At 73.3% G+C, this 25,231-nt stretch carries 28 protein-coding genes, 2 tRNA genes, 1 other RNA gene and 1 pseudogene; 13 read left to right on the plus strand and 19 right to left on the minus strand.

The annotated features are described in order from the left end of the window. Positions 1 to 8 precede the first annotated feature (8 nt). The 5 genes from AC068A_RS10580 to AC068A_RS10600 all read left to right on the plus strand — a co-directional run bounded on the left by AC068A_RS10580 (position 9) and on the right by AC068A_RS10600 (position 6,642). On the plus strand, positions 9 to 776 hold the full coding sequence (locus tag AC068A_RS10580) for a response regulator transcription factor (RefSeq protein ID WP_478583494.1): 768 nt from the start codon (positions 9 to 11) through the stop codon (positions 774 to 776). Next, on the plus strand, positions 776 to 2,356 hold the full coding sequence (locus AC068A_RS10585) for a sensor histidine kinase (protein ID WP_478583496.1): 1,581 nt from the start codon (positions 776 to 778) through the stop codon (positions 2,354 to 2,356). Before AC068A_RS10580 ends, AC068A_RS10585 begins: the two co-directional genes overlap by 1 nt. A gap of 25 nt (positions 2,357 to 2,381) precedes the next feature. After that, complete coding sequence (locus AC068A_RS10590; RefSeq protein WP_478583498.1) at positions 2,382 to 3,650, plus strand: bifunctional glycosyltransferase family 2/GtrA family protein; 1,269 nt, start codon at positions 2,382 to 2,384, stop codon at positions 3,648 to 3,650. Beyond that, positions 3,647 to 5,902 carry an ArnT family glycosyltransferase gene (locus AC068A_RS10595; RefSeq protein WP_478583500.1) on the plus strand — a complete coding sequence of 752 codons (2,256 nt, stop codon included), beginning with the start codon at positions 3,647 to 3,649 and terminating at the stop codon, positions 5,900 to 5,902. The genes AC068A_RS10590 and AC068A_RS10595 overlap by 4 nt, the downstream gene beginning before the upstream one ends. Positions 5,903 to 5,991: 89 nt before the next feature. Then, entirely contained in the window at positions 5,992 to 6,642 is a 651-nt protein-coding gene (locus AC068A_RS10600; protein ID WP_478583502.1) for a TetR/AcrR family transcriptional regulator, read from the plus strand. A gap of 167 nt (positions 6,643 to 6,809) precedes the next feature. Here AC068A_RS10600 and AC068A_RS10605 read toward each other — a convergent pair. Beyond that, positions 6,810 to 8,306: pseudogene (locus tag AC068A_RS10605) on the minus strand (MDR family MFS transporter); the annotation flags it as partial. Between the two features lie 92 nt (positions 8,307 to 8,398). After that, positions 8,399 to 8,863, minus strand: coding sequence for a MarR family winged helix-turn-helix transcriptional regulator (locus AC068A_RS10610; protein ID WP_478583622.1), 465 nt, complete (start codon positions 8,861 to 8,863; stop codon positions 8,399 to 8,401). Positions 8,864 to 8,987: 124 nt separating this feature from the next. Between AC068A_RS10610 and AC068A_RS10615 the strand changes: the two genes are divergently transcribed. Beyond that, positions 8,988 to 9,227: a hypothetical protein gene (locus tag AC068A_RS10615; protein ID WP_478583504.1), complete on the plus strand. Its 240-nt coding sequence runs from the start codon at positions 8,988 to 8,990 to the stop codon at positions 9,225 to 9,227. 64 nt (positions 9,228 to 9,291) lie between these two features. Here the strand turns inward: AC068A_RS10615 and AC068A_RS10620 are convergent, their stop codons facing one another. The 10 genes from AC068A_RS10620 to AC068A_RS10665 all read right to left on the minus strand — a co-directional run bounded on the left by AC068A_RS10620 (position 9,292) and on the right by AC068A_RS10665 (position 16,262). After that, positions 9,292 to 10,089, minus strand: coding sequence for a hypothetical protein (locus AC068A_RS10620; RefSeq protein ID WP_478583506.1), 798 nt, complete (start codon positions 10,087 to 10,089; stop codon positions 9,292 to 9,294). Between the two features lie 109 nt (positions 10,090 to 10,198). Next, positions 10,199 to 11,038, minus strand: a complete 840-nt coding sequence (locus AC068A_RS10625) for an RNA polymerase sigma factor SigF (protein WP_478583508.1) — start codon at positions 11,036 to 11,038, stop codon at positions 10,199 to 10,201. 220 nt (positions 11,039 to 11,258) lie between these two features. Next, positions 11,259 to 12,107, minus strand: a complete 849-nt coding sequence (locus AC068A_RS10630; protein WP_478583510.1) for an RNA polymerase sigma factor SigF — start codon at positions 12,105 to 12,107, stop codon at positions 11,259 to 11,261. Between the two features lie 212 nt (positions 12,108 to 12,319). Beyond that, on the minus strand, positions 12,320 to 12,481 hold the full coding sequence (locus AC068A_RS10635) for a hypothetical protein (RefSeq protein ID WP_360621039.1): 162 nt from the start codon (positions 12,479 to 12,481) through the stop codon (positions 12,320 to 12,322). Positions 12,482 to 12,936: 455 nt separating this feature from the next. Continuing rightward, the gene (locus AC068A_RS10640; RefSeq protein ID WP_478583512.1) at positions 12,937 to 13,224 is read right to left on the minus strand and encodes a hypothetical protein; all 288 of its coding nucleotides are present in this window, start codon (positions 13,222 to 13,224) and stop codon (positions 12,937 to 12,939) included. Positions 13,225 to 13,372: 148 nt separating this feature from the next. Continuing rightward, positions 13,373 to 13,457, minus strand: a tRNA-Ser gene (locus AC068A_RS10645). Positions 13,458 to 13,550: 93 nt separating this feature from the next. Next, positions 13,551 to 13,979: a tRNA adenosine(34) deaminase TadA gene (gene tadA / locus AC068A_RS10650; protein WP_478583624.1), complete on the minus strand. Its 429-nt coding sequence runs from the start codon at positions 13,977 to 13,979 to the stop codon at positions 13,551 to 13,553. 62 nt (positions 13,980 to 14,041) lie between these two features. Continuing rightward, entirely contained in the window at positions 14,042 to 14,587 is a 546-nt protein-coding gene (locus AC068A_RS10655) for a tRNA adenosine deaminase-associated protein (protein ID WP_478583514.1), read from the minus strand. 414 nt (positions 14,588 to 15,001) lie between these two features. Then, on the minus strand, positions 15,002 to 15,208 hold the full coding sequence (locus tag AC068A_RS10660) for a hypothetical protein (protein ID WP_478583515.1): 207 nt from the start codon (positions 15,206 to 15,208) through the stop codon (positions 15,002 to 15,004). Between the two features lie 112 nt (positions 15,209 to 15,320). After that, a complete protein-coding gene (locus tag AC068A_RS10665; protein ID WP_478583517.1) occupies positions 15,321 to 16,262 on the minus strand; it encodes a universal stress protein in 942 nt (313 codons plus the stop codon). 304 nt (positions 16,263 to 16,566) lie between these two features. Between AC068A_RS10665 and upp the strand changes: the two genes are divergently transcribed. Then, complete coding sequence (upp, locus tag AC068A_RS10670) at positions 16,567 to 17,202, plus strand: uracil phosphoribosyltransferase (RefSeq protein WP_478583518.1); 636 nt, start codon at positions 16,567 to 16,569, stop codon at positions 17,200 to 17,202. A gap of 91 nt (positions 17,203 to 17,293) precedes the next feature. Here upp and AC068A_RS10675 read toward each other — a convergent pair whose 3' ends face one another. Together AC068A_RS10675 and AC068A_RS10680 are read right to left on the minus strand one after the other, a co-directional pair. Then, the gene (locus AC068A_RS10675; protein ID WP_478583519.1) at positions 17,294 to 17,947 is read right to left on the minus strand and encodes a LytR C-terminal domain-containing protein; all 654 of its coding nucleotides are present in this window, start codon (positions 17,945 to 17,947) and stop codon (positions 17,294 to 17,296) included. Positions 17,948 to 18,155: 208 nt separating this feature from the next. Continuing rightward, on the minus strand, positions 18,156 to 18,452 hold the full coding sequence (locus AC068A_RS10680; protein ID WP_114058229.1) for a type II toxin-antitoxin system VapB family antitoxin: 297 nt from the start codon (positions 18,450 to 18,452) through the stop codon (positions 18,156 to 18,158). A gap of 85 nt (positions 18,453 to 18,537) precedes the next feature. Here AC068A_RS10680 and AC068A_RS10685 point away from each other — a divergent pair, with 85 nt between their 5' ends. Together AC068A_RS10685 and opcA are read left to right on the plus strand one after the other, a co-directional pair. Then, the gene (locus AC068A_RS10685) at positions 18,538 to 18,690 is read left to right on the plus strand and encodes a hypothetical protein (RefSeq protein ID WP_478583520.1); all 153 of its coding nucleotides are present in this window, start codon (positions 18,538 to 18,540) and stop codon (positions 18,688 to 18,690) included. 94 nt (positions 18,691 to 18,784) lie between these two features. After that, positions 18,785 to 19,717 carry a glucose-6-phosphate dehydrogenase assembly protein OpcA gene (gene opcA, locus AC068A_RS10690; RefSeq protein WP_478583522.1) on the plus strand — a complete coding sequence of 311 codons (933 nt, stop codon included), beginning with the start codon at positions 18,785 to 18,787 and terminating at the stop codon, positions 19,715 to 19,717. On the opposite strand, the gene AC068A_RS10695 is transcribed toward opcA, so the two are convergent. Continuing rightward, complete coding sequence (locus AC068A_RS10695) at positions 19,666 to 20,208, minus strand: cupin domain-containing protein (RefSeq protein ID WP_478583524.1); 543 nt, start codon at positions 20,206 to 20,208, stop codon at positions 19,666 to 19,668. The two genes, opcA and AC068A_RS10695, sit on opposite strands and share 52 nt — an antisense overlap. A gap of 101 nt (positions 20,209 to 20,309) precedes the next feature. After that, complete coding sequence (locus AC068A_RS10700; protein ID WP_478583526.1) at positions 20,310 to 20,918, minus strand: HhH-GPD-type base excision DNA repair protein; 609 nt, start codon at positions 20,916 to 20,918, stop codon at positions 20,310 to 20,312. Between the two features lie 117 nt (positions 20,919 to 21,035). On the opposite strand from AC068A_RS10700, the gene AC068A_RS10705 reads away from it, so the two are divergent. Next, entirely contained in the window at positions 21,036 to 21,854 is an 819-nt protein-coding gene (locus AC068A_RS10705; protein ID WP_478583528.1) for a VOC family protein, read from the plus strand. Positions 21,855 to 22,005: 151 nt separating this feature from the next. Continuing rightward, the gene (locus AC068A_RS10710; RefSeq protein WP_478583530.1) at positions 22,006 to 22,425 is read left to right on the plus strand and encodes a TOBE domain-containing protein; all 420 of its coding nucleotides are present in this window, start codon (positions 22,006 to 22,008) and stop codon (positions 22,423 to 22,425) included. Between the two features lie 45 nt (positions 22,426 to 22,470). Here AC068A_RS10710 and AC068A_RS10715 read toward each other — a convergent pair whose 3' ends face one another. Further along, positions 22,471 to 23,109: a TetR/AcrR family transcriptional regulator gene (locus AC068A_RS10715; protein ID WP_478583532.1), complete on the minus strand. Its 639-nt coding sequence runs from the start codon at positions 23,107 to 23,109 to the stop codon at positions 22,471 to 22,473. 117 nt (positions 23,110 to 23,226) lie between these two features. On the opposite strand from AC068A_RS10715, the gene AC068A_RS10720 reads away from it, so the two are divergent. After that, positions 23,227 to 23,592 (plus strand): cupin domain-containing protein, encoded by a 366-nt coding sequence (locus AC068A_RS10720; protein WP_478583626.1) that lies wholly within the window; start codon positions 23,227 to 23,229, stop codon positions 23,590 to 23,592. Positions 23,593 to 23,703: 111 nt separating this feature from the next. On the opposite strand, the gene AC068A_RS10725 is transcribed toward AC068A_RS10720, so the two are convergent. Together AC068A_RS10725 and AC068A_RS10730 are read right to left on the minus strand one after the other, a co-directional pair. Next, on the minus strand, positions 23,704 to 24,600 hold the full coding sequence (locus tag AC068A_RS10725; protein ID WP_478583533.1) for a phosphorothioated DNA-binding restriction endonuclease: 897 nt from the start codon (positions 24,598 to 24,600) through the stop codon (positions 23,704 to 23,706). A 347-nt stretch (positions 24,601 to 24,947) separates the two neighbouring features. Next, a tRNA-Ser gene (locus AC068A_RS10730) sits at positions 24,948 to 25,032 on the minus strand. 71 nt (positions 25,033 to 25,103) lie between these two features. Between AC068A_RS10730 and ffs the strand changes: the two genes are divergently transcribed. After that, an RNA gene (ffs, locus tag AC068A_RS10735) (signal recognition particle sRNA small type) lies at positions 25,104 to 25,202 on the plus strand. The last annotated feature ends 29 nt before the right edge of the window (positions 25,203 to 25,231 follow it).

A 25,231-nucleotide genomic window follows, 5' to 3' on the forward strand; every position in this document is an offset into this window, starting at 1 on the left:
GTGGTCGTATGACTGCGACGACCGCCTCCCCCGCGTCCACGTCCACCGGCAGCACCGCCGCCCTCGTCCGCGCCGACGGCGGGCCCTGCAGGGTGCTCGTCGTCGACGACGAGGCCGCGCTCTCCGAACTGCTCTCCATGGCCCTGCGCTACGAGGGCTGCGAGGTCCGCACCGCGGGCGACGGGGCGGGCGCGGTGCGGGCCGCCCGGCAGTTCCGCCCCGACGTGGTGGTCCTCGACGTCATGCTGCCCGACATGGACGGCCTCACCGTCCTCGGGCAGCTGCGACGCGCCATCCCGCACATCCCGGTGCTGTTCCTGACCGCCAAGGACTCGGTCGAGGACCGGATCGCCGGGCTGACCGCCGGCGGCGACGACTACGTCACCAAGCCGTTCAGCCTGGAGGAGGTCGTGGCCCGGCTGCGTGGACTGGTCCGCCGCTCGGGGGCGGCGCAGGCCGCGCGCGGGGGCTCCGTCCTCACCGTCGGCGACCTGCTGCTCGACGAGGACAGCCACGAGGTGTCCAGGAACGGCCGGGAGATCCACCTGACCGCCACCGAGTTCGAGCTGCTGCGCTACCTGATGCGCAACCCGCGGCGGGTGCTGAGCAAGGCCCAGATCCTGGACCGGGTGTGGTCGTACGACTTCGGCGGCCAGGCCAACGTCGTCGAGCTGTACATCTCCTACCTGCGGCGGAAGCTGGAGAGCGTGCCCGGCCTGCCGCCGATGATCCACACCCGGCGCGGCGCCGGCTACCTGATCAAGCCGGCCGACTAGTGCCGTCGTCGTCCCTCCGCCCGCAGCGGCCCCGGCGCCTGCGCTCCTGGTCCCTGCGGGCCCGCCTCGTGGCCTCCGCGGTGCTGCTGATCGCCGTGGTGGGCGCGGCCATCGGCACCGTCACCACCCTCGCGCTGCGCTCATACCTCGTCGACAAGGTCGACCAGCAGCTGCGCTCCTCCGTCGACATGGCCAGCCTGCGGGGCCCCGGTGGGAAGTCCCCCGCCGAGAACAGCCTCGGCTTCGTCGTCGCCCCCGGCACCCCGCTGGGAGCGGCGGGGATCCGGATCGCGGCCGACGGCACGGTCACCGGCTGCCGCCTCGTCGCGCTCGGCGGGCCCGGGTACGACCACCGCCAGCAGCTCACCCCGGCCCAGGCCGACGCCCTCTCCGGGACCGCCCGCAAGGCCGCCGGCCACGGCCGGACCGACCCCGCCGACCTGGAGCTGCCGGGCCTCGGCACGTACCGGGTCCTGGCCTCCCCTGACGGGTCCCTGGCCCTCGGCTACCCGCTCAGCGAGGTCGACTCCACCGTGAGCAGGCTGATCGCCGTCGAGGTCTGCGTCACCCTGGGCGGGCTGATCGCGGCCTCCCTCGCCGGGCAGGCCCTCGTCGGCGTCGCCCTGCGCCCGCTCCGCCGGGTCGCGGCCACCGCCACCCGGGTCTCCGAACTGCCCCTGCACAGCGGCGAACCCGTCCTGCACGAGCGCGTCCCCGAGGCCGAGGCCGACCCGAGGACCGAGGTCGGCCAGGTCGGAGCCGCCCTCAACCGGATGCTGGGGCACGTCTCCTCCGCCCTCACCGCCCGCCAGCAGAACGAGATGCGGGTCCGGCAGTTCGTCGCCGACGCCAGCCATGAGTTGCGCACCCCCCTGGCCTCCATCCGCGGATACGCCGAACTCACCCGCCGGGGGCGGGAGGAGCCCGGCCCGGACACCCGGCACGCCCTGGGCCGCATCGAGTCCGAGGCGACGCGCATGACCGGCCTTGTCGAGGACCTGCTGCTGCTCGCCCGGCTCGACGCGGGCCGGCCCCTCTGCCTGGCCGGCACCGACCTGGCCCCGCTCGTCGTCGACGCCGTCAGCGACGCGCGGGCGGCCGGCCCCGGCCACCACTGGCGGCTCGACCTCCCCGACGCGCCCGCGCCCGTCCGCGCCGATGCGGCCCGGCTCCAGCAGGTGCTGGTCAACCTGCTCGCCAACGCCCGCACCCACACCCCGCCCGGCACCACGGTCACCGCCCGTGTTTCACGTGAAACAACCACCGTCCTGCTGAGCATCACGGACGACGGCCCCGGCATCCCGCCCGCCCTGCTCCCGCACGTCTTCGAGCGGTTCGCGCGCGGCGACGCCTCCCGCTCGCGGGCGGCCGGCTCCACCGGCCTGGGGCTCGCCATCGTCGCGGCCGTGGTCGCCGCGCACGGCGGACACGTCGGCGTGCAGAGCGAGCCGGGGCGGACCTGCTTCGAGGTCAGGCTCCCGCTCGCCCCGAAGACGTCCCCGGCGTACGTCCCGTCGGGCGCCGCCGCGGACCGCCCGGCGGACTCACAGACAGGGCACAGGCTCACCACACAGCGGTGACAGCCCGCGCCGCGAGGCTCGGACCATGCCAACCGACACCTCCACCGGCGCCCTCCCGGCACGGGCGCACCTCGCGCCCGTGCCGGGCGAGCCCGTACTCGACGTGGTGATCCCGGTCTTCAACGAGGAGAAGGACCTGGGCCCGTGCGTGCGCCGGCTCCACGACCACCTCACCCGCACCTTCCCGTACCCCTTCCGCATCACGATCGCCGACAACGCGAGCACCGACAGCACCCCCGAGGTGGCGGACGGCCTGGCCGCCGGCCTCGAGGGGGTACGCAGCACCCGGCTGGAGGAGAAGGGCCGCGGCCGGGCCCTGCGCACCGTCTGGTCCCGCTCCGAGGCCCCCGTCCTGGCGTACATGGACGTCGACCTGTCCACCGACCTCAACGCGGTGCTGCCGCTGGTCGCCCCGCTGATCTCGGGCCATTCCGACCTCGCCATCGGCACCCGGCTGGCCCGATCCTCGCGGGTGGTGCGCGGCGCCAAACGGGAGTTCGTCTCCCGCGCCTACAACCTGCTGCTGCGTTCCTCCCTCGCGGCCCGCTTCAGCGACGCCCAGTGCGGGTTCAAGGCCATCCGCAGGGAGGTCGCCGAGCGGCTGCTGCCGCTCGTGCAGGACACGGGCTGGTTCTTCGACACCGAGATACTGGTCCTCGCCGAGCGGGCCGGGCTGCGGATCCACGAGGTGCCGGTCGACTGGGTGGACGACCCGGACTCCACCGTCCACATCGTCCGGACCGCGGTGGAGGACCTCAAGGGCGTCTGGCGGGTGGGCCGGGCCCTGGCCCTCGGCACGCTGCCCCTCGACCGGCTCGCCCGCCCCTTCGGCGACGACCCGCGCGACCGCGGCGCCCTGCCCGGGGTGCCGCGCGGGCTGGCCCGCCAGCTGCTGGGCTTCTGCACCGTCGGGCTGCTGTCCACCCTCTGCTACCTCGCGCTGTACTCCCTGTTCCGGCTCGGGACCGGGCCGCAGCTCGCCAACGCGGCCGCCCTGCTGCTGTCCGCCGTCGCCAACACCGCCGCCAACCGCCGCCTCACGTTCGGTGTCCGCGGGCGGGCGCGGGCCGTGCGCCACCAGGCCCAGGGCCTGGTCGTGTTCGCCGTGGGCCTCGCCCTGACCAGCGGCTCGCTGGCGGCCCTCGGGGCGGCGACGGCCGATCCCGCCCACGGCACCGAACTGGCCGTCCTGATCACCGCCAACCTCGCCGCGACCGTGCTGCGGTTCCTGCTCTTCCGCGCCTGGGTCTTCCCCGAACGGCGCACCCCTGCTGCCAAGGACGACATCCGATGACCACCGCCGTACCGCCCATGGACTCCCCGTTCCCCGAACGGGCCGCCGCCCCGCACCGCGCCGCCCGGGAGACCGGCTCCGGCTCCGGCTCCCACTCCGGGGCACACCCGGCCGCCGTGCCCCGCCCCCGCTGGGAGCTCCCCGCCCTCACCGCCATGCTGCTGGCCACCGCCGTCCTGCTGCTGTGGAACCTCGACGCCTCCGGCTACGCCAACTCCTTCTACTCCGCCGCCGTCCAGGCCGGCAGCGAGAGCTGGAAGGCCTTCTTCTTCGGCTCCTCCGACGCCGGGAACTCCATCACCGTGGACAAGCCCCCGGCCGCCCTGTGGCCGATGGCCCTGTCCGTCCGGCTGTTCGGGCTGGGCAGCTGGCAGATCCTCGTACCGCAGGCCCTGATGGGCGTCGCCACCACCGCCGTGCTGTACGCCGCCGTACGCCGCCACTTCGGCCCCGCGGCGGCCCTCATCAGCGGCGCCGTCTTCGCCCTCACCCCGGTCGCCGCGCTGATGTTCCGCTTCAACAACCCGGACGCGCTGCTGACCCTGCTGCTCACCGTCACCGTCCACTGCGTCCTGCGCGCCCTCGACGGCGCCCGCACCGCCTGGCTGGTGGCGGCGGGCACGGCGATCGGCTTCGCCTTCCTGACCAAGACGCTCCAGGCCTTCGTCATCCTGCCGCCGCTCGTCCTCGTGTACGCCGTCTGCGCGCCCACCCGGCTGCGCCGCCGGCTGGGCCAACTGCTGCTCGCGGGGGCCGCGATGGTCGCGGCCGGCGGCTGGTGGGTGGCGATCGTGGAGCTGTGGCCCGCGTCCTCACGCCCGTACATCGGCGGCTCGCAGACCAACTCCTTCCTGGAGCTGACCCTTGGCTACAACGGCCTCGGCCGGATCAACGGCAACGAGACCGGCAGCGTCGGCGGGGGACGCCCCGGCGGCGGGGGCGGCTGGGGGGAGACCGGCATCGACCGGCTGTTCTCCGCCAACATCGGCGGACAGATTTCCTGGCTGCTCCCCGCGGCCCTGATCATGCTGGTCGCCGGGCTGGTGACCACCCGGCGGGCCGGCCGGGCCGCCGACACGATCGAGGGGACGGCCCGCGCAGCCTTCCTGGCCTGGGGCGGCGCGCTGCTGATCACCGCGGCTGTCTTCAGCTGGATGCAGGGCATCTTCCACGAGTACTACACGGTGGCGCTGGCCCCGTTCGTGGCCGCGCTGGTCGGCATGGGCGTGGCCGTGCTGTGGGAGGAGCGGGGCAGCACGCCCGCCGCGCTCACCCTGTCCGGCACCCTCGCGCTGACCGCCTGGTGGTCGTACGTCCTGCTCGGGCGCTCCCCCGACTACCTGCCGTGGCTGCGCTGGGCCGTGCTCGCGGCCGGTCTGGCCGCGGCCGCCGGGCTGCTCCTCGGGGCGCGGCTCGGCCGCGGGGCGGCATTCGGTGCGGCGGCGCTGGGCTTGGGCGCGGCCCTGGCCGGGCCCCTCGCCTACTGCCTGACCACGGTGGACTCCGGGCATGCGGGATCGATCGTGACGGCCGGTCCCGCGGTGCAGGGCGCCCGGGCGGGGAGGGGCATGGGGTACTTCGCGGGCGGTGAACTCGCGCCGGGCGCGGGCCCGCAGGGCGGCGGCTTCCGTGGCGGCCGGCAGGGCGCTGCGCCGCAGGGCATGCCGGGCGGTGGCCAGGCCTTCCCGGGCGGCCCGGGCGGAGGCGCCGGGCGCGACGGCCGCGGCGGGCAGAACACCGGCGGCGCCGCGGGCGCTCCGGGTGCCCCGGGCGCTCCGGGCGCTCCGGGTGCTCCGGGTGGGCCGGGTGTCGGCGGTATGGGCGGCCTGCTGGGCGGCACCAAGGTGAGCAAGGAGGCCACGGCCGCCCTGCGCGAGGACGCGGACCGGTACACGTGGGCGGCGGCCGCCGTCGGCGCGCAGAACGCGGCGAGCTACCAACTCGCCTCGGGTGAGCCGGTGATGCCGATCGGCGGGTTCAACGGCAGTGATCCGTCGCCGACGCTCGCGGCGTTCCAGGAGTACGTGAGGGCCGGCAAGGTCCACTACTTCATCGCATCAAGCGGCGGTGCGGGCGGCGGTGCGGGCGGCGGTGCGGGCGGCGAGGGTCCGGGCATGCGCGGCGGTCCGGGCGGCTCCACCAGCAGCGCGATCGAGACCTGGGTGAAGGCGAACTTCCGTTCCGTCACCATCGGCGGGGCCGCCTTCCACGACCTGACCGCTCCCCTGAGCGCCACGTCCGCCCCGTCCTGAACGTGCCCGAATCCGAGGGGCACCCTCTAGCATCAAGGGGGCGGACCGGGCATTCCGGGCTGATCCTTCTGTTGTGAGGAGGTGCCTCCATGGCGACCGCGGCCGATCCCGGCAACACCCGGACCAGCGTGTGGCTGTCCGTCCGTCCTGCCGCGCCCGCCAGACGCCGCAGTGGCGAGGGCGCCTTCGGGCTCGACCGGGAGCGGATCACCGGAGCCACGGTGCGGCTGCTGGACACCGAGGGCCTGGCCCGGTTCTCCATGCGGCGGCTGGCGGCCGCGCTCGGGGTCACCGCGATGTCCCTCTACTGGTACGTCGACACCAAACACGACCTGCTCGAACTCGCCCTGGACCGGGCCCTCGGCGAACTCCCGCTCCCGCCCGCCGGGCCCGCGGACACCGCGCGCGAGGGGTGGCCGGGCCGACTGCGGCTGCTGGCCTGCGGATACCGCCGACTGCTGGCGGACCACCCCTGGGTCGGGCCGCTGGCGGCCGCGTACCCGAACATCGGGCCGCACGCCCGCGCTTTCGACGCGGCCCTGCAGCGGCTGCTCGACGCCACCGGCCTGGCGGATTCCGGCCGGACCGGTGCCCATCTGGCGGTCTGGCAGTTCCTGCACGGCTGCGGGGGCACGGCCCGGCGGGTGCCCGACGGGGACTTCGGCCTCGCTCTCGACGTGCTGATCGCGGGGATCGAGGCCAAGGCCGCCGCCGAGCCCGCCCGGCCGGCCGGCCCGTAGTGCCGGGCAGCACCCCCGACATTGCGGCCCCGGCCCCAGTTGCAGCCCCCGCCCCGGCCCCGGGCCCCGGCCCCGGGCGCCGGCCCCGGGCGCCGGCCTCGGGCGCCGGCCTCGGGCGCCGACTCCGGCTACTCCTTGGAGGAGGCAGCCTGGGTGTGCGCCGACGGCTTCGACTTCAGGGCGACCTCCTTGATGAACACCACCAGCAGCAGCGCGAGGAGGGCTGCGGGCGCGGCATGGAGGAAGACGTCGCCGACGCCGTGCCCGTACGCGGCCTCGACGAGCTCGCCCAGCGGCGCGGGCAGCGTGTCGAGGTCGGGGATCCCGCCGCCGGCGGTGCCGCCGTGGCCCAGCGCGGCCGCCTCCGGCCCGAGGGCGGCCAAGCCCTCCTGGACGTAGTGGCCGACGCGGTGGGCCATCACCGCGCCGAGCGCCGAGACGCCCAGGGCGCCGCCGAGCGAGCGGAAGAAGGTGACGACGGAGCTGGCCGCGCCGAGGTCCTCGGGAGCCACCTGGTTCTGCGCGGCGAGGACCAGGTTCTGCATCATCAGGCCGAGGCCGAGGCCGGTCAGCGCCATGGAGACGGCGATGTGCCAGTACGGGGTGTCGTACCGCAGGGTGCCCAGCAGCCCCAGGCCGGCGGTCAGCAGCACGCCGCCGGAGACGAGCCAGGCCTTCCACCTGCCGGTCTTGCTGATCACCTGACCGGAAACGGTGGAGGAGACGAAGAGCCCGCCGATCATCGGAATGGTGAGGATCCCGGACATCGTGGGGGACTCGCCGCGGGCCAGCTGGAAGAACTGGCTGAAGAACACCGTGCCCGAGAACATCGCGATGCCGACGAACAGCGAGGCCGCGGAGGCGAGGCTGATGGTCTTGTTGCGGAACAGGTGCAGCGGGATGACCGGGTCGCTCGCCCGGGACTCGACGAGGAGGAAGAGCAGGCCGAGCACGACGGCGCCGCCGGTCATGGCCGACGTGGTCCAGGAGATCCAGGCGTAGGAGTCGCCGGCCTGCGTGACCCAGATCAGCAGCAGCGAGACGGCGCCGCAGATCAGGAGGGCGCCGGGCCAGTCGACCTTGACGTCGCGGCGGACCACCGGGAGGCGGAGGGTCTTCTGGAGGACGATCAGCGCGATGACGGCGAAGGGCACGCCCACGTAGAAGCACCAGCGCCAGCCCAGCCAGTCGGTGTCGGTGATGACGCCGCCGAGCAGCGGGCCGCCGACGGTGGCGACGGCGAAGACCGCGCCGAGGTAGCCGCTGTAGCGGCCGCGCTCGCGCGGGGAGATCATCGCGGCCATCACGATCTGGGCGAGCGCGGACAGGCCGCCGACGCCGATGCCCTGGACCACGCGGCAGGCGATGAGCGTGCCGGTGTTCTGCGCCATGCCGGCCACGACGGAGCCGAGCACGTAGATGATCAGGGAGGCCTGGACCAGCAGCTTCTTGCTGAAGAGGTCGGCCAGCTTGCCCCACAGCGGGGTCGCCGCCGTCATCGACAGCAGGGCCGCGGTGACGACCCAGGTGTACGAGGACTGGGTGCCGCCGAGGTCGCCGATGATCTGGGGCAGGGCATTGGAGACGATCGTGGACGACAGGATCGCCACGAACATGCCGAGCATCAGCCCGGACAGCGCCTTCATGATCTGCGGGTGGGTCATCGGCGCGGGGGAGGGTGCGGACCCGGTCGCGGCCGAGTCGCCGGAGGAGGTCTGCGACGGGTCGCCTCCCCGCACACCGGAGGGTGTGGTGGTCATGGAGTTCCTTCGTCTGGGAGCTCGACTGTCCGGAAGCTCGACCGGAGCCGGGCAAGCAGGCTGTTGAGTACGTCGATGTCGTGCGCGGACCAGTCGGCCAGGGCCTGCTCCAGCGCGTCGGTGTACCGGGCGGAGGCCTCGGCCAGGAGTGCGGACCCGGCCGGGGTGAGCCGAAGGATGCGGCAGCGGCCGTCGCCGGGGTCGGCGTCGCGCGTGATCCACCCGCGGTCGGCGACATGGGCGACGTGGCGGCTGGTGACCGAGATGTCGATCGCCATGAGGTCGGCGAGCCGGCTGAGCCGCATCTCGCCGTGGCGGTCGATCAGGGTGAGGACGGCCGCGGAGCCCGGCGGGCACTCCGGGGGGAGGTGGCGGGCGAGCTCCCGTTTGACGGCGCCGACGCCGGTGAGCCGGCGGGCCAGCTCCTCGTAGCGGGTGCTCTGGTCCGCGGCCGCCTGCATGGTCACCGGGGTCCCCCTCCGTTTCGTTGCTCCAGGCAACCGTAGGAGAGGTTGGTTGCTACAGGCAAATGAATCTGCGAGTGGGGGCGGTAAAGGAATCGGAAAGCCCGCTAGGGTCCTGGGCATGGCTTCGAACCACAACTCACCGGCCCCGGAGGCCGATCACGACGTCGCGGGCAGCACCCAGATGTTCCGCGCGTTCGTCGAGGAGGGGACGCCGTCCCGCGAGGCGGCCGGCGTGCCGGGATCCGGCCGCCGCCGGCAGAAGGAGGCCGCGGGCTCCGGGAAGGCGGGCGCGTGGATCGCCTTCGCCGTCGGGCTGGCCGTGATGTTCGGCATCGCGATGTGGCTCACCGTGCGCTGACGGCCGTTGCGCCACGCGCTGACGGCCGCGGCGCCATGCGCCGGCGACCGGCCGCCGCGGCCGGTCAGCTCCAGGTGGCCGTGACCTTGCGGGTCTCCACGTGCATGCCCAGCGGGACCCGCCAGGACTCGACGCACACCGTGTAGGTCTGCGTCCGCGTCTCCCCGCCGGCCAGGGGTGCCGGGAGCGGTTGGGCGGTGGTGAGGGTGGCCCAGTCGATGCCGAGGGCGCCGATGACGTGCGTCTCGAAGCCGATGGCGCCCGAACGGGCCGCCGTGCCGCCGGTGTTGGTGATCCCCACGGTCACGCGTTCGCACCAGCGGTCCGGCGCCGGCGCCCGCTGCGGGACGGTCAGCACCAGCTTCGCCGGCGTGGACGCGGGCGGGGGCGCGGTCCCGGGCGGCGTGGTTCCCGGGGTTCCCGGTGTCCCTGGTGTCCCCGGGGTGGTGCCCGGTGCGGGGCCGGGGGATCCGGGTGTCCCCGGGGTGCCGGGGGTGCCGGGTGCAGTGGTGGCTGCGCCGCCCTGCGGGGTGTCCGGGCCCGGGGCCGGGATGCCGCCCGGCGTCGCCGTGCCTCCGCCCCGGCCGGAGCCGGCCGGGGTCTGCGCATCCGGGGAGGTGGGCGGCGTACCGGCGGAGGAAGCGGAGCCGCCCGCCGCGGCCGGGCCGCCGAGCTGCTGGAACTCCACCGGTCCCTGCGGGGCCGTGTTGTCGCCGGGGCGCCGCTCGGGGCCCGGGGCCACGGCTCCTGCGGCCGTGTGGCCGTCGCGTGCGGCGCCACCGCAGGCGGTCAGGCCTGCGGCTGCCGTGCAGAAGGACAGGGCGGCGAGCAGCGCGGCCCTGCGGCGGTGTCCCGGTCGCATCGCCGCAGTGTGGCTGATGATGCGTCACATCGGAACCCCCGCCGCAGGAAAGGCGCGTCGGCCGGCCCGTGTGCGGAAGGCGCCGGTCCGGCCGCCCGCATGCGCCCGCCTAGTCGCCGATCAGGCCGACGCGCAGCTGCGCGAGGGTGCGGGTCAGCAGGCGCGAGACGTGCATCTGGGAGATGCCGACTTCTTCGCCGATCTGCGACTGCGTCATGTTGGCGAAGAACCGCAGCATGATGATCTGCCGCTCCCGGGCGGGGAGTTTGGCGAGCAGCGGCTTCAACGACTCGCGGTACTCGACGCCTTCGAGCGCGCTGTCCTCGTAGCCGAGGCGGTCCGCGAGGGAGCCGTCGCCGCCTTCGTCCTCCGGTGAGGGCGAGTCGAGCGAGGAGGCGGTGTAGGCGTTGCCGACGGCGAGCCCGTCGACCACGTCCTCCTCCGACACCCCGAGCACCGCGGCGAGTTCGGGCACGGTCGGCGAGCGGTCGAGCTTCTGGGCGAGCTCGTCGCTGGCCTTGGTGAGCGCGAGGCGCAGCTCCTGGAGGCGGCGCGGGACGCGCACGGACCAGGAGGTGTCCCGGAAGAACCGCTTGATCTCGCCCACGACCGTCGGCATCGCGAAGGTCGGGAACTCCACCCCGCGGTCGCAGTCGAACCGGTCGATCGCCTTGATCAGGCCGATTGTGCCGACCTGGACGATGTCCTCCATGGGTTCGTTGCGGCTGCGGAAGCGGGCGGCGGCGTACCGCACGAGGGGCAGGTTCAGCTCGATCAGGGTGTCGCGTACGTACGCCCGTTCGGGGCTGTCCGCGTCCAGGGCGGCGAGACGCTGGAAGAGGGAGCGGGAGAGGGTGCGGGTGTCGATGGCTTCCGAGTGCTCGGACACGGCCGGCGCCTCGCTCTTGACGAGCGTGAGCACCTTGGAGCTGCCCTGGTCTGCGGACATGCCACCCCCTTGAGGTCGCGGACGGTCGCGTACGGCGCGTCCGTCAGAGGAACGCAGCCTCCACCTGAATACCGGAGCCGGGGCTGCGGCAAACGCGGTTCCAGCAGAATGTCACATGTCGGCAACGCGCTGTAGCGCCAAGTCGACATATAACTCCAGCGATAGAGCGGAATGAGCCGGTTCTGTCGGGAAACCGGGCGGCGATCTCCACCCGATCCGGTTACGCCTCGATCCTGTTTGCGGATCGGAGTCGAGCGAAACTCCGGGCGAGCAGCCGCGACACGTGCATCTGGGAGACGCCGAGCTCCGCGCTGATCTGTGACTGCGTCAGATTGCTGTAGTACCGCAGGAGGAGGATCCGCTGTTCGCGCTCCGGCAGCTGTACGAGAAGGTGGCGTACGAGGTCGCGGTGCTCGACCCCGGCAAGCTCGGGGTCCTCGTAGCCGAGCCGGTCCAGCAGCCCGGGCAGGCCGTCGCCCTCCTGGGCGGCCTCCAGCGAGGTCGCGTGGTAGCTGCGCCCGGCCTCGATGCAGGACAGCACCTCCTCCTCGCTGATCCGCAGCCGCTCGGCGATCTCGGGCGTGGTCGGGGTGCGCCCGTGCAGAGTGGTGAGGTCCTCGGTGGCCGCGTTCACCTGGACCCACAGTTCGTGGAGCCGGCGCGGCACGTGGACGGTGCGCACGTTGTCGCGGAAGTACCGCTTGATCTCGCCGACCACGGTCGGCATGGCGAAGGTGGGGAACTGCACGCCCCGGTCCGGGTCGAACCGGTCGATCGCGTTGATCAGGCCGATGGTGCCGACCTGGACCACGTCCTCCATGGGCTCGTTGCGGCTGCGGAAGCGGGCGGCCGCGTACCGCACGAGCGGGAGGTTGGCCTCGATGAGGGCCCCGCGCACCCGGTTGTGCTCGCTACTGCCCGGCTGCAGGCCCTTCAGCTGCCCGAACAGGACCTGGGTGAGGGCCCGGGTGTCCGCGCCCCGGCTCTGCGGTCTCGCGGGCGCAGGGGGCTCCTCGGGGGCGTCCTGCTGGGGCGGCACCTGAGGCGCCGTACTGGCCGACACGGTCACGCCACCCCTTCAAGTCAACTCATCCGTCAAAAGCGGTCATAGCATCACAAGACATGTGCACTGTGTGCAAGCACCGTATATCGCCGTGTTGAGGGCAAGTTGGGCATAATGGTGTGTTCTGCATGGGGGTGCCACGAGGGCGGGGAACGCAAAACCCCCCACCCGTCGGAGTGGGGGGCCGGTTAGTCCGGAAACCGCATCAGCGTACGGGTTCAGCTCACCAGTTCGGTCATGAACGCGCCTATGCCGTGAGCGGCGTCGGAGATGCCCTGGAAGCCTATTTTGACGATGTCGGCCGCCTTCACCGGCTGGGTGATGATCACAAAGAGCACGAACACCACGAGCCCTCCCGTGATCATCTTCTTGGTCTCCATGAGCGGTGTCGGCCTCCCCAACCGGTCCTGCGAAGTCGGGTGAGTCTAACCGGTCGCATGAGGGCACTCACCCGGACTTTATGGACCAATGGCCCTCCGTTCCGGGCCGTTTGCCACTGTCCGCACGGGCGGCAGCGACCCAGGATGGGAGGCGGGCCCACCGGTTCCGGCAGGAAACCGGCGGGTGAGGGACCGGGCCTCACCGCGGGGTCCGGGCCGTGCGCGTTCCCCTGACTGCGGCCCGGACATGCAGGTCCCGTCCTCACCGGGGGAGCGGCCCGTCCCCCGGCGGCGCTTCTCCCGGCGGCGCTTCTCCCGTCCCGCGTACGGCAGGCCCCGGCTCCGGCCGGGGCCTGCCGCGTGTGCGGCGGCGCCCGCTGAGCCGTGGCCGTGGCCGTGGCCGTGGCCGTGGCCGTGGCGGTGGCCGCGGCCGGTGCCGCGGCGGCCCGGCGGAGCTACTCGATGCCGCCGAGGAGGCCGAGGGCGGGCTCCACCGGGGCGACCACCGGCGCGAGCTGGTCCGGCAGCGTCATCAGCTGGTTGAGCTGGTTCAGGTCGTTGAGCTTGGCGCCGATCTCCTGGACGGAGCCCGGCACGGCCCCCTCCGGCATGCCCGGGGCCGCCTGCGGCAGGTCGGGCAGGGTGAGCGGGGCCGCGGGGGCGGCGAGGGCCGCGGGTGCGGCGAGGCCCGCGGCGGCCCCCGCGAGGGCGATGGCGGCGAGCATGCGCTGGGTCTTGGTCATGCCGTGACAACGGCCGAGCGGGCGGCCGGTCACGCGGGGCCCGGGGCGCGCTCACCGGTCGGAGTACGCGCGGGCGCGGCGGCACCCGATTCCGGCCCGGAAACCGCCGAGAGCCCCGGCCCTTGCGGGACGAGGCTCTCGATCGGAGCGGTAGCGGAGGGATTTGAACCCCCGATGGGTTGCCCCATACTCGCTTTCGAGGCGAGCTCCTTCGGCCACTCGGACACGCTACCGAGAGAGATCCTAGCCCAAGGACGCCCCAGTTCCGAAATCGGTATCGCCGCCGCCGCGCCGAGCGGCCGTGCGGGGCGCTGCGCGGCGGGTTCTCACAGCTCCCGGAAGAAGTCCGTCAGCTGCTGCGCGCACTCCTCGGCGAGCACCCCGCGGATCACCTCCGGACGGTGGTTGAGCCTGCGGTCCCGTACGAGGTCCCACAGCGACCCCGCGGCGCCCGCCTTCTCGTCCCCCGCCCCGTAGACGACCCGGGCCACCCGCGCCTGTACGAGCGCCCCGGCGCACATCACGCACGGCTCGAGGGTCACGACGAGGGTGCACCCCGGAAGCCGCCATTCCCCGAGCCGGGCGGCGGCCCGGCGCAGCGCCAGCACTTCGGCGTGCGCCGTCGGGTCGCCGGTGGCCTCGCGCTCGTTGTGCCCGGCGGCGAGGAGCTCCCCGTCCGGGCCCAGCACGACGGCGCCGACCGGCACGTCGCCGGCCGGCACCGCCCGGGCGGCCTCCCGGAGCGCCAGGCGCATGGAGTCCCGCCACGGGTCCCGTACGGGATCGGGCCCGTGCGCGGGGTGGTGCTCGGTGATCACTAGCGGACGGCCTCCAGCACCTCGGTCGCGCCGAGCGAGTCGGCGATCTCCGAGAGGGCGTCCCCGTCGAGGGCTGTCAGTTCCTTGTGGCTCACCCCGAGGTCGTCCAGCAGCCGGGGGTCGCCGAGCGGGCCGGCCGGTACGGGCTCGGCGCCCGTTCCGGCATCCTCGGCGTGGTCGTCCGCGTCGGCGAACGCGGCGATCCCGTCCTCCTCGCCGTCCTCGGTGCCGTCCAGGTCCAGTTCGTCGAGTTCGTCGTCCTCCTCGTCGCTGCCCAGCAGCTCGTCGGTCAGCATCGAGCCGTAGGAGCTGCGGGAGGCCAGGGCGGCGTTCGAGACGAAGTACCGCGGGTCCTCCTCGCCGTCCACGCGGACGACGCCGAACCAGGCGTCCTCCTGCTCGATGAGGGCGACCACCGTGTCGTCGTCGACAGCGGCGGCACGGGCGAGATCGATCAGATCACTGAGGGACTCGACGTCGTCGAGTTCCATGTCGCTCGCTTCCCACCCGTCTTCGGTGCGCGCGAGCAGTGCGGCGAAATACACCGTGACTCTCCCACTGGTCATAGGCGTGCCGGTTGGAGGTCCCCCCGGCCGGAGGTGGGGAGGGTTGGAACGGCTGTGCTGCTCGCCGCTTCGTGCCCCGCCCAATCGGCATCGTGGCAGAAACAGCGGCTTTGCGAGAGGTCTTCCGCGCTTGCGTCGTGCCGCGCCGTGTGCGGCGGCGCGTGCCGGACGGCCCGCCGACCGCCCGCGGCTCCCGGGCGTACGGCGCGGCGGAGCGTTTCCCCGGGCCTGCGGCGCGTACCGCCGACCGGCGGTCGCCCGGGCGCGTGGCTCCGGCGCGGCGTGCCGCGCGGGTGCGGTGCGCCGCGCGGGTCGGGTACGGCTCCCGGGGGCACCGAGTCGGGTACGGCTCCCGGGGGCGCCGACGCCCGTTGCCGCCGCCCGGGCCGTCGGTCACCAGCGGAACGTGCGCATCCGCATCTGCTGGCGCATACGGGCCGCGCGGGCGCGGCGCGGCTGGACGCGGTCACGCAGGGCGCGCGCCTCCATCAGGTCGCGCAGGAACTGCGCGCGCCGCGCCCTGCGCTGCGCCGCCGTCTCCGGCACCTCGTCCTCGCCGCCGCTGCCGCGGTCGTTTCTTCTCGGCTGCGTCTCGGGCATCGGCCACCACCCACCCTGGCTGGTCCGGTCGTCCTCCTCCGCCGGCGCGAAGCAGACCCCCCGCACCCCCACCTTCCCTCGGTCGGGCCGATTGATGCCACCCCCTTGCAGGTCAGGGGTCGTCCGAGAGGGTGGGGACGATGGCCACCGGGCCGTGCGCGTGGTGCAGGACGGCGTGCGCCACCGAGCCGATCATCACGTTCCGGATGGTGCGGCGCGGGTGGTGCCGACCCACCACCACGAGGGCCGCGGCGCGCGAGGCCTCGACGAGCCGGCCAGCCGCGTCCCCGGGCACGGCGGCCTGGACGACCGGTACGCCGGGCCAGCGCTCCCGGAAGGGGGCCAGCCGCTGCGTTTGGGCGCGCAGCATCTCCCGCTCCGCGGGGACCACGTCCGCCCCGTCCGCGAGACCGTCCGGGGTGAGCACGGCGAACGGCGTGTCGACGATCACGACGGGCGTCGGCGGGATGGCGTACGCGGAGACCACCTGGACGGTGGTCCCCCGTGCGGCGGCCTCCGTGAAGGCGAAGTCCAGGACGTCGTCCGGGGTCTCGGCGGCGTGCAGGCCGAGCACCACCCGGCCGGCCGAGGAGTCCGGACCGGCCTCCGCGGTCCGCGCCTCGTGCGGGACGACCACCACCGGGCAGCGCGCGGTCGCGGCCACGGCGTGGCTGTTCGAGCCGAGCAGCAGGGTCGCGAAGCCGCCGCGTCCGCGGGACCCCATGACCAGCGTCCGGGCCTCGGAGCCGATCACCCGCAGCGCTTCCGGCACGGAGCCGGTGAGGGCCTCGTAGCGCACCTCCTCCGGCAGTTCGGGGGCCTCGGCGAGCAGGTTCCGGATCCGCTCCTCCAGCGGATCGGCGTACGTCTTCGGGGCCGCCGGGTCGGAGACGGCCTGGCGGCGGGCCGTGTACAGCTGGGAGGTGTCGGGCAGCACGTGGGCGACGAGGAGGCCGGCGCCGTGCCGGAGGGCGGCCTGTCGGGCCCACTCCAGTGCGCGCAGGCTGTGGTCGGAACCGTCGACGGCCGCGATCACCGGTGCGTTGCTGCTCACCCGTCCAGCGTGCTGCGCGCGGGGGCGGGCCGCATCCCAGGGACTGCGGGTGGGCGGGCGGGGGTATCAGAGTGTGCGGGCGGGAGTACCAGGCTGGGCGGGCGGGGGATCGCGGGGGGCGGCTGGGGGAATCACGGTGGGCGTGCGGGGAAGCCACGGGAAGCACGGCCGGGCGCGGCGCGCAGTCCCGGCGCACGGGGGTGCGCGCACCGCGTAGCCTTTCGGATGTGGGTCGCGCAAACGTTGCGGCCGTTTTTTTGCAGGTCGCAGGTCGAAACCCGACTCTTGAGCCTTGGAGGATGTTGTGCGTTTGCAGGTCGTCGATCACCCGTTGGTGGCGCACAAGCTGACCGCTCTGCGCGACAAGCGCACCGACTCCCCCACCTTCCGCCGTCTCGCCGACGAACTGGTGACGCTCCTCGCGTACGAGGCCACCCGGGACGTGCGCACCGAGCAGTCGGACATCGAGACCCCGGTCGCCCCGACCACCGGTGTGAAGCTCTCGCACCCGCGCCCGCTGGTCGTGCCGATCCTGCGTGCCGGCCTGGGCATGCTGGACGGCATGGTGCGGCTGCTGCCGACCGCCGAGGTGGGCTTCCTGGGCATGGTCCGCAACGAGGAGACCCTGGAGGCCTCCACGTACGCGACGCGCATGCCGGAGGACCTGTCCGGGCGCCAGGTGTACGTGGTCGACCCGATGCTGGCCACGGGCGGCACGCTGGTCGCGGCGATCCAGGAGCTGATCAAGCGCGGCGCCGACGACGTGACGGCCGTGGTGCTGCTGGCCGCGCCGGAGGGCGTCGAGGTCATGGAGCGCGAGCTCGCGGGCACGCCGGTGACGGTGGTGACGGCCGCGGTGGACGAGCGGCTCAACGAGCAGGGCTACATCGTGCCGGGGCTGGGCGACGCGGGCGACCGCATGTACGGCTCGGCGGAGTAGGCCGTACGGACCGGAGTCCGGTTGTCCGGCACGCCGACACGCCGGAAGTCCTGACGTCGGGGCGCGGGGACGGCCCCGTGCCCCGACGGCGTCAGCAGGTGGTGGCGGGCGCCGGCCGCGGGTTGGCGAGGAGCGCCAGCTCCTTGTCCGCGGCCCCCTGCGGGCTGAGCTGCATGAAGGCGTCGCCGATGATCAGGTCGACGTCCGCGCCCTCGCGGGCGTCGTTCTGCAGGGTGTCGCCCTCGATCTGGCTGCCCAGGACGGAGTAGACCGCCTTGTCCGTCTTCGCGGAGCCGAGCAGTATCCCGGTCCCGGGGACCTTCTTGTCGAAGTCGGCGGGAGCGTTGCCGACCTGCCCGACGGTGAAGCCGCGCTTCTTCAGCTCGTCCCCGACGGCCTTGGCGAGACCCGTGCGCTGTGTGGCGTTGTACACGTTGACCGTGATGTCGCCGGGCTTCGGGAGCACGACCGCCGGAGCCGCGCTCGCGGGGGCCGCGCCCGGCTTGGGCCTGGCGCTCGGGCAGTTCCCGGCGGCGGTGGTGCCGCGTTTGCCCTGGTCGTCGCCGTCGCCCCGGAACACGTGGATGAGCTGCAGTGATCCGTAGCCAAGCAGGGCGAGGCCGAGGATTGCGCCGAGCACGGTGAAGACGATCCTGCGGCGGCGCCGAGGTCGGCTCAGACGGGGGTAGGCCGTCCCCGTGACGCGGTACTTTCCGCCCATGCCGGGGGGAGTGAGCATGCTCATGGGCGCAGCGTAATACCGGCCGCCGTCGATGCCCACCAAATGATCTGTTGATAGGGCAAGGCCGACCCGAAAGGCGCAATTCGCGCAAAAAAGGCTCTACATGGGAATGGATGCAGGAACGCGCGGGCGCGCACGGGCGCGCGGGCAGGGCGGCGTGCCGCACGGGGTGCGGGCGGGCCGGTGTGCCGCCGGGGGCGAGCCGGCGGCGTCAGTCCATTTCGAGGACGCGCGCGTGCAGCACCTGGCGCTGCTGGAGCGCCGCGCGCACGGCGCGGTGCAGGCCGTCCTCCAGGTACAGGTCGCCCTGCCACTTCACGACGTGCGCGAAGAGGTCCCCGTAGAAGGTCGAGTCCTCGGCGAGCAGCGTCTCGAGGTCCAGCTGCCCCTTGGTCGTCACCAACTGGTCGAGCCGGACCGGGCGCGGGGCGACATCCGCCCACTGCCGGGTGGTTTCCCTGCCGTGGTCGGGGTACGGCCGCCCGTTTCCGATGCGCTTGAAGATCACACGGAAAGCCTACCGGGCCGGTGGCAGCGGGCGCAGCCTCGTACCGGCGGTGCAAAGGTGGCAGCCAGGGCCATATCGGGAGTGAGTGTCGTATCGGCGAGAGCACCGAACCGCGTCGCCGGCGGCCCGGATCGCCGCCGGATACGTCGTCACCGGACGCGCGCTCGACCCGGGTGCTCTGCTCCGGGACGGAACCTGGCTGCCGGACCGGCAGATCCGCGTCCCCCTCGCGAAGTAGCGCCGATTCGAGGCCGATCCGCCGGCGAGTGCAGGTGACGGATGGCCGCACGGCCGGATGACACCGGTGCGGCGGGCGCTGACAGACTTCCGCCATGCGGACCGAACTCATCGACACCACGTCCGGCAAGACCGACCGGGCCCTGCTCGACGCCCGCCGGGCCATCGGAAGCCCCGCCATGGGCCTGGTGCTGACGCTCGTCATCGTGACCGACGAAGAGAACGCCTACGACGCCCTCCGCGCGGCCTCGGAGGCCTCGCGCGCACACCCGTGCCGCATCATCGCGGTGATCAACCGCACCTCGCGCGGCCCGCACAAGCTGCGCCAGACCCGCCTGGACGCCGAGCTGCGCCTCGGCTCGGACGCCGGGAGCGGGGAGATCGTGGTGCTGCGCCTGCACGGGGCGCTCACCGGCCAGGCGGGCTCCGTGGTCCTGCCGCTCCTGGTGCCGGACGCCCCCGTGGTGGCGTGGTGGCCGGTCGACGCCCCCGCCGACCCGGCCGGGGATCCGCTGGGCGCGCTGGCGCAGCGCCGGATCACGGACGCCGAGGCGGCCGCGGACCCGCTCGCGGTGCTGGACGAGCGGGCGGCCTCGTACGCCGCCGGCGACACCGACCTCGCCTGGACCCGGCTGACGCCCTGGCGGGCGCTGCTGGCGGCGGCGATGGACCAGAAGCCGCTGCCGGTGACCGGCGGGGCGGTGGAGAGCGAGGCCGGCAATCCGAGCGCCGAACTGCTGGCGCGCTGGCTGGAGGACCGGCTGGGCGTCCCGGTGGAGCGGGTCGTCACCGACGGGCCGGTGATCACCGGGGTCCGGCTGGACACCGCGCAGGGCCCGATCCGCGTGAACCGCCCCGACGGGGCCCTGGCCGCCCTGGTCCTGCCGGGCAGCCCGGACCGCAAGGTGGCCCTGAAGATCCGCAGCACCGCCGAGCTGATCTCGGAGGAGCTGCGGCGGCTGGCCGCGGACGAGGTCTACGCGTCGGCGCTGCGGAGGCGGCCGGCCCAGGCGTCGCTCTCCGCGTAGTGGTTGTCGTACACCGGCTGGCTGTCCAGGATGTCCTGGACGGTGGCCTCGCCTGCGCGGACCCGGCCGAGCAGCCGGTAGTAGTCGAAGCGGCCCATGCCGGGCGTGAAGCCGACGAAGACCTCGGCGGTGTGGCCCGGGTGGGGCGCGAAGGCGTGCTTCACGCCGGGTGGGACGGAGAGGAAGTCGCCGGCCGTGAGAGTGCGGACCTCGTCGCCGACGAGGACGTCCAGCCGCCCGGCGAGGACGTGGAAGAACTCGGTCGCCTTGGTGTGGAAGTGCACCGGGGCGCCCGCCGCGCCCTCCTCGAAGGCTGCGGTGTTGCAGGTGAGTTCGGCGGTGTCGGTGAGCAGGGTGATGGTGCTGCCGGGGCCGTCGGTGATGGTCTCGGCGGTGGCGGCGCGGGTGAGGACCTCGTGTCCTCCGGTCGTCTGCGTCGTCTGCGTCGTCTGCGTCTTCGGCGTCGTCTGCTTCGTCGCTTCGCTGTTCATGACCACGAATCTAGGCCCCCGGTTGACCGGCGGCAGGGGGCAATCGGGGCACGCTTTCCCCGGTCAATTCGCAGGCCTCGGGTCGGGCCCCGGGGCCTGCCTCAGCCCTTCGCCTTGCCCGTCCTCGTCTTCGTCTCAGCCTTCGCGGCGGCCTTCATCTCCTGTTTGTACGCCCGCACCCTGGCCAGCGACTCCGGCCCGGTGATGTCGGCCGCCGACCGGTAGACGTCCGCCTCGCCGTAGCCCCCGGCCGCCTCGCGCCACCCCTCGGGGCGTACGCCGAGCTGCTTGCCCAGCAGCGCCAGGAAGATCCGGGCCTTCTGCTCCCCGAACCCCGGCAGGTCCTTGAGCCGCTTCAGCAGCTCCGACCCGGTGCCGGCATCGGCCCACAGGGCCGCCGCGTCCCCGTCGTAGTGCTCCACCAGGTACGCGCACAGCTGCTGGACCCGCTTCGCCATCGACCCGGGATAGCGGTGCACGGCGGGCTTCTCGGAGAGCAGCGCGGCGAATGCCTCGGGGTCGTAGGCCGCGATCGCGTGGGCGTCCAGGTCGTCCGCGCCCATCCGCCGGGCAATGGTGTACGGGCCGGAGAACGCCCATTCCATCGGCACCTGCTGGTCCAGCAGCATGCCGACCAGCGCGGCGAGGGGACTGCGGCCGAGCAGCTCGTCGGCCTCCGGCTGCTGGGCCAGCCGCATCGTGATGTCCATGGATCCAGCCTCTCGCGTGGCCGCGTTCCCCGCGCGGTCGGCGCACCGCCCGCCTAGCGTGAGTAGCCGGAAAACGGTCACGACCACGAACGAGCACGACACAGGAGTCGATCGATCATGGCTGAGTTCTCGGAAGGCGCACCCTGCTGGGTGGACGCGATGTTCAAGGACGTGGAGGGCGCGAAGGCCTTCTACGGCGAGGTGCTGGGGTGGACCTTCGGCGAGGCTTCCAGTGAGTACGGCAACTACACGCAGGCCTATTCGGACGGCAAGGCGGTCGCGGCCGTCGTCCCGCCGATGCCGGGTGCGGACGCCCCGTCGCAGTGGTGTCTGTACTTCGCCTCGCCGGACGCGGCGGCCACCGCCGAGAAGATCAAGGCGGCCGGCGGCGAGGTGATGATGGGCCCGATGCAGGTCGGCAGCTTCGGCACGATGGTGATCGCGCAGGAGCCGAGCGGCGCGGTCTTCGGCGTCTGGCAGCCCGGCGACCACAAGGGCTTCGAGAAGATGGGGGAGCCGGGGTCCTATGCGTGGGCCGAGGTCTTCACCCGGGACGTGGACAAGGTGGACGGCTTCCTCCCGCGGGTCTTCCCGTACGGCGCCCGGCAGATGGAACCGGGCGACAGCCCCGAGACGGCCGGGATGGACTTCCGGGTCTTCAGCTCCGGCGGCCCCGACAAGCCGGTGCTCGGCCGGATGCTGATGGGCGAGGAGTTCCCGCCCGAGATCCCCTCGTACATCCAGGTCTACTTCGCGGTTCCGAACTGCGACGAGGCCGTGGCGAAGGCGAAGAAGCTGGGCGGCGCGCTCCACTTCGGGCCGATGGACAGCCCGTTCGGCCGGTTCGCCGCGCTGACGGACCAGCAGGGGGCGGCGTTCGCGGTCATCGACATGTCGACGACGGTGGGCGAGATGCCGCAGATGACGGACGTCTGACCGGCCGTCCGGACCCGAGGAGCACGGGTGGCCGGCGCACCGCCGGCCACCCGCAGCCGGTGCCCGGCCGACGCGCCGCCGTACGACACCTGTACGACACCACCCGCACGACATCCGCACGACACCACCTGCACGAGTGGGGACACCTTCCATGAGCCTGAGCATCCGCAACCGGTTGGTCGGCACCGTCACCGACGTCACCGCCGGCGAGGCCATGACCACGGTGAAGATCCGGCTGGAGGGCGGCCAGGACATCGTCGCCGCCATCACGAGCGATGCCGCCCGGGAGCTCGGCCTCACGGTCGGCTCGGCCGTCAGGGCCCTGGTCAAGGCCACCGAAGTGGCCCTGGCCAACGAAGCCGTCGACGCCATCAGCATCCGCAACCAGCTGGCCGGCACCGTCGCCGGCATCTCCACCGGCGCCGCCATGGCCACGGTCACGGTGGTCGTCAACGACAACGTGCTCACCGCCGCCGTCACCAAGGACGCCGTCGAAGCGCTCGGCCTGGCCGCCGGGTCGCCGGTGGTCGCGCTGGTCAAGGCGACGGAGGTCGCCCTGGCCGCCGACTGACCCACCGCCTGACCCGCCGACTGGCCCGCCGACTGGCCCGCCGGATCAGGCGGTCGCGGGGTGGTCGCCCAGGGCCGCGAGGAGGAGGGCGTACGCGTGGTCCGCCTCCGGTGTCAGCTCGGCCTCGATCTCGTCGTCGGTCCGCCCGGCCAGGGTGAGTTCCTGCACGCGCCGGAACAGCAGCCGGTCCGCGGCCGCGATCAGGGCCGCGGCGATCCGGGGGGCGCCGGCCGGAGCCGTCTGCGGAGTCGCGGCGGCGAGGGCCTCGGCGAGCGCCTCCTCGCGCAGGTCGTGCAGCTCGCGCAGGCGCGCGCAGAGCGTGGGGCTGTCGGCGACCATGCGGGCGAAGGCGAGCCCGGTGAACCCGGCGACCGGGTCGTGCTCGACGAGGGTGGCGCGGAAGGTCCGGCCGAGGGCGAGGAGCGGCGCCTCGCCCGGGGCGCGCTCGGCGACGGTCCGGGCCAGGCGCTCCGTGAACACCTCGTGGTGGTCGAGGGCCAGGTCCTCCTTGCGCGGGAAATAGTTGGTGACCGTCTTCTTCGCGACGCGTGCGGCGGCGGCGATCTCGGCGATGGTCGTCTGCTCGAAGCCCTGCTCGATGAAGAGCCGGGTGGCGCAGTCGGAGATCAGCTGCCTGGTCTCCTGCTTCTTGGACTCACGGAGCCCCAGCTCGGTAGTAGCCATGGGCCAAATCTTACCCTCGTAGCAAAATTCCCCTTGCTCGCCGACGTCGCCCAGACGTAAATTTACTCCCGAGGCAAGAATTGCCCGAAGGGCTCGTCCTGAGGAGGCGCCTTGCGCGTGATCACCCCGGCCGCCGGGAACGTCACCGAGACCCCGAACGCCCGTATGACCGGCCTGGCCGCGCCCAGCCGGGGCAGCACCGAGATCAGCACCTGGACCGTGGCCATCGAGGCCGGCCGCACCGGCCCCGAGCACTCCGTCAGCCGCGAACAGGTCTGGACGGTGACCGCCGGAGCCCTGGAGGTCACCTGCGAGGGCCGCACCGAGACGATCACGGCCGGCCAGACCCTCGTCCTCCCGCCAGACCGGATCCGCCGGGTCCACGCCCCGCAGGCGGCCGAGGCGCACGTCGCCATGCGCGCGGACGGCGTCGTCTCCGTCCCCGGCGCCGAAGGCACCCGCCCCCTGCCCTGGGCCTCCTGAGACCGGCGGGTCCCGGCGCCCGGACCAGCCGCAGTGCGACGTGCGGGGAACAGCTGTCGCCTGCGAGCGGCACATGGGCCTGGGCCGGTGCAGCAGGCACGTGGCGCGGCTTCACGGAAGATCCGTGCCGGGGCGCGGGGCGCCGTGGAAGACCTGGCCGGTGTGCCAGGTGCGGTGGACCGCCGCGATGGGGCGGGTGCCCGGTTGAGGGCCGATGAGCGGACGGCCCGCGAGGGCTGTGACATGCTCGCGGGCCGCGGGGCTTCGGCCGACGAAGCGCTGCGAGACCAGGATGCGGTAGCCGTCGCCGACGCCGAGGACGCCCTTGTCGAAGAGCTTGTGGTGCAGCGAGCACAGGCAGAGGCCGTTGTCGACCTCGTCCGGACCGCCGAACGCCCACCAGCGCACGTGTGCGGCCTCCAGCCCGACCGGCACCGTCCCGATCTGCCCGTCGTAACCGCAGAAGGCGCACTGGTACTCGTAAGCCGCCAGCACCAGCTCCCGCATCCGGCGGTCCCTCTGCCGCCGCGCCGGCGACAGCCGTCCGCTGTCCGCCGGCTCCAGCTCCAGGCTGATCGCTTCGCACAGTTCACCGTGGAGGGAGGGTGGGAAGTGCAGGTCGAGCAGGACGCGCGCCATGCGGCCGAGCAGCGACGGATCCTGCCGCAGCGCTGCCCGCAGCCCCGGTGCCAGCCGCCCCGCGGCCCTGGCTGCCCGCAGCTCCCGCACGACGCTTCCGGGACTGCCGGGTCCGCGGTCGGTGCGCACTTCCCACACCCCGTCGCTGACTAGGTGGTGGAAGGGGTAGGCGGGCGTCGTCTTGTTCGGCGGACCGTACTCGGCCAGCAGCCGCTTCAGGTCCTCCTCCACCGCGCTGTAGAACAGCTCGCCGTCGGCATCCTCCTGGAACCGGCCGAGGGCGTACAGGAAGAGCAGCGGCTTGTGCGGAGCGCGCGCCCCGCCCCTGGTCCACTGCCTCAACGTCGCGGTCCGCTCCAGCCAGTCCATGACCGGCGAGCGTACCGAGCAACGGACGGCCACCCGGGACCAATGATCAAGTTGCCGGAACCGCAACCACTGCCGACCTACCTGCCGGGCTCCGGGCCATACCACTGCAGGGGCTGGCCCGTCACGGCGGCGATTGCTTCCTGGACCTGCCAGGCCCGGTCGTAGGCGCGGTCGCCCCCGATGCGCTGATCGCCGCCACCGCCCTGGCGAACGGCTGGACTCTGGTGAGCCGCAACATCGAGCATCTGGCGCGATCAGGCGCACTCCTGACTCGAAGGGAGACCCCGAACGACGAAGGACCCGGCCGCTGAGCGGTCGGGTCCTTCGTATGCCCTGGTGGGCAGAGGCGGAGGATACGAGATTCGAACTCGTGAGGGGTTGCCCCCAACACGCTTTCCAAGCGTGCGCCCTAGGCCTCTAGGCGAATCCTCCGCGACGAACAATACAAGACGATGAGGGGTGCTAGCGAACTCGATCCCGGGGGCTCCATCCGCTAGGGTGGGGGCAGCCCCTCACGTGGCGCTATCTCACCCAACTCCCCCAGGGCCGGAAGGCAGCAAGGGTAAGTGGGCTCTGGCGGGTGCGTGAGGGGCGCTTTGCGTTCCGGGACGGGCGTTCCGGAGGGCGGGCG

It is taken from the genome of Streptomyces sp. NPDC043854, assembly GCF_056436005.1.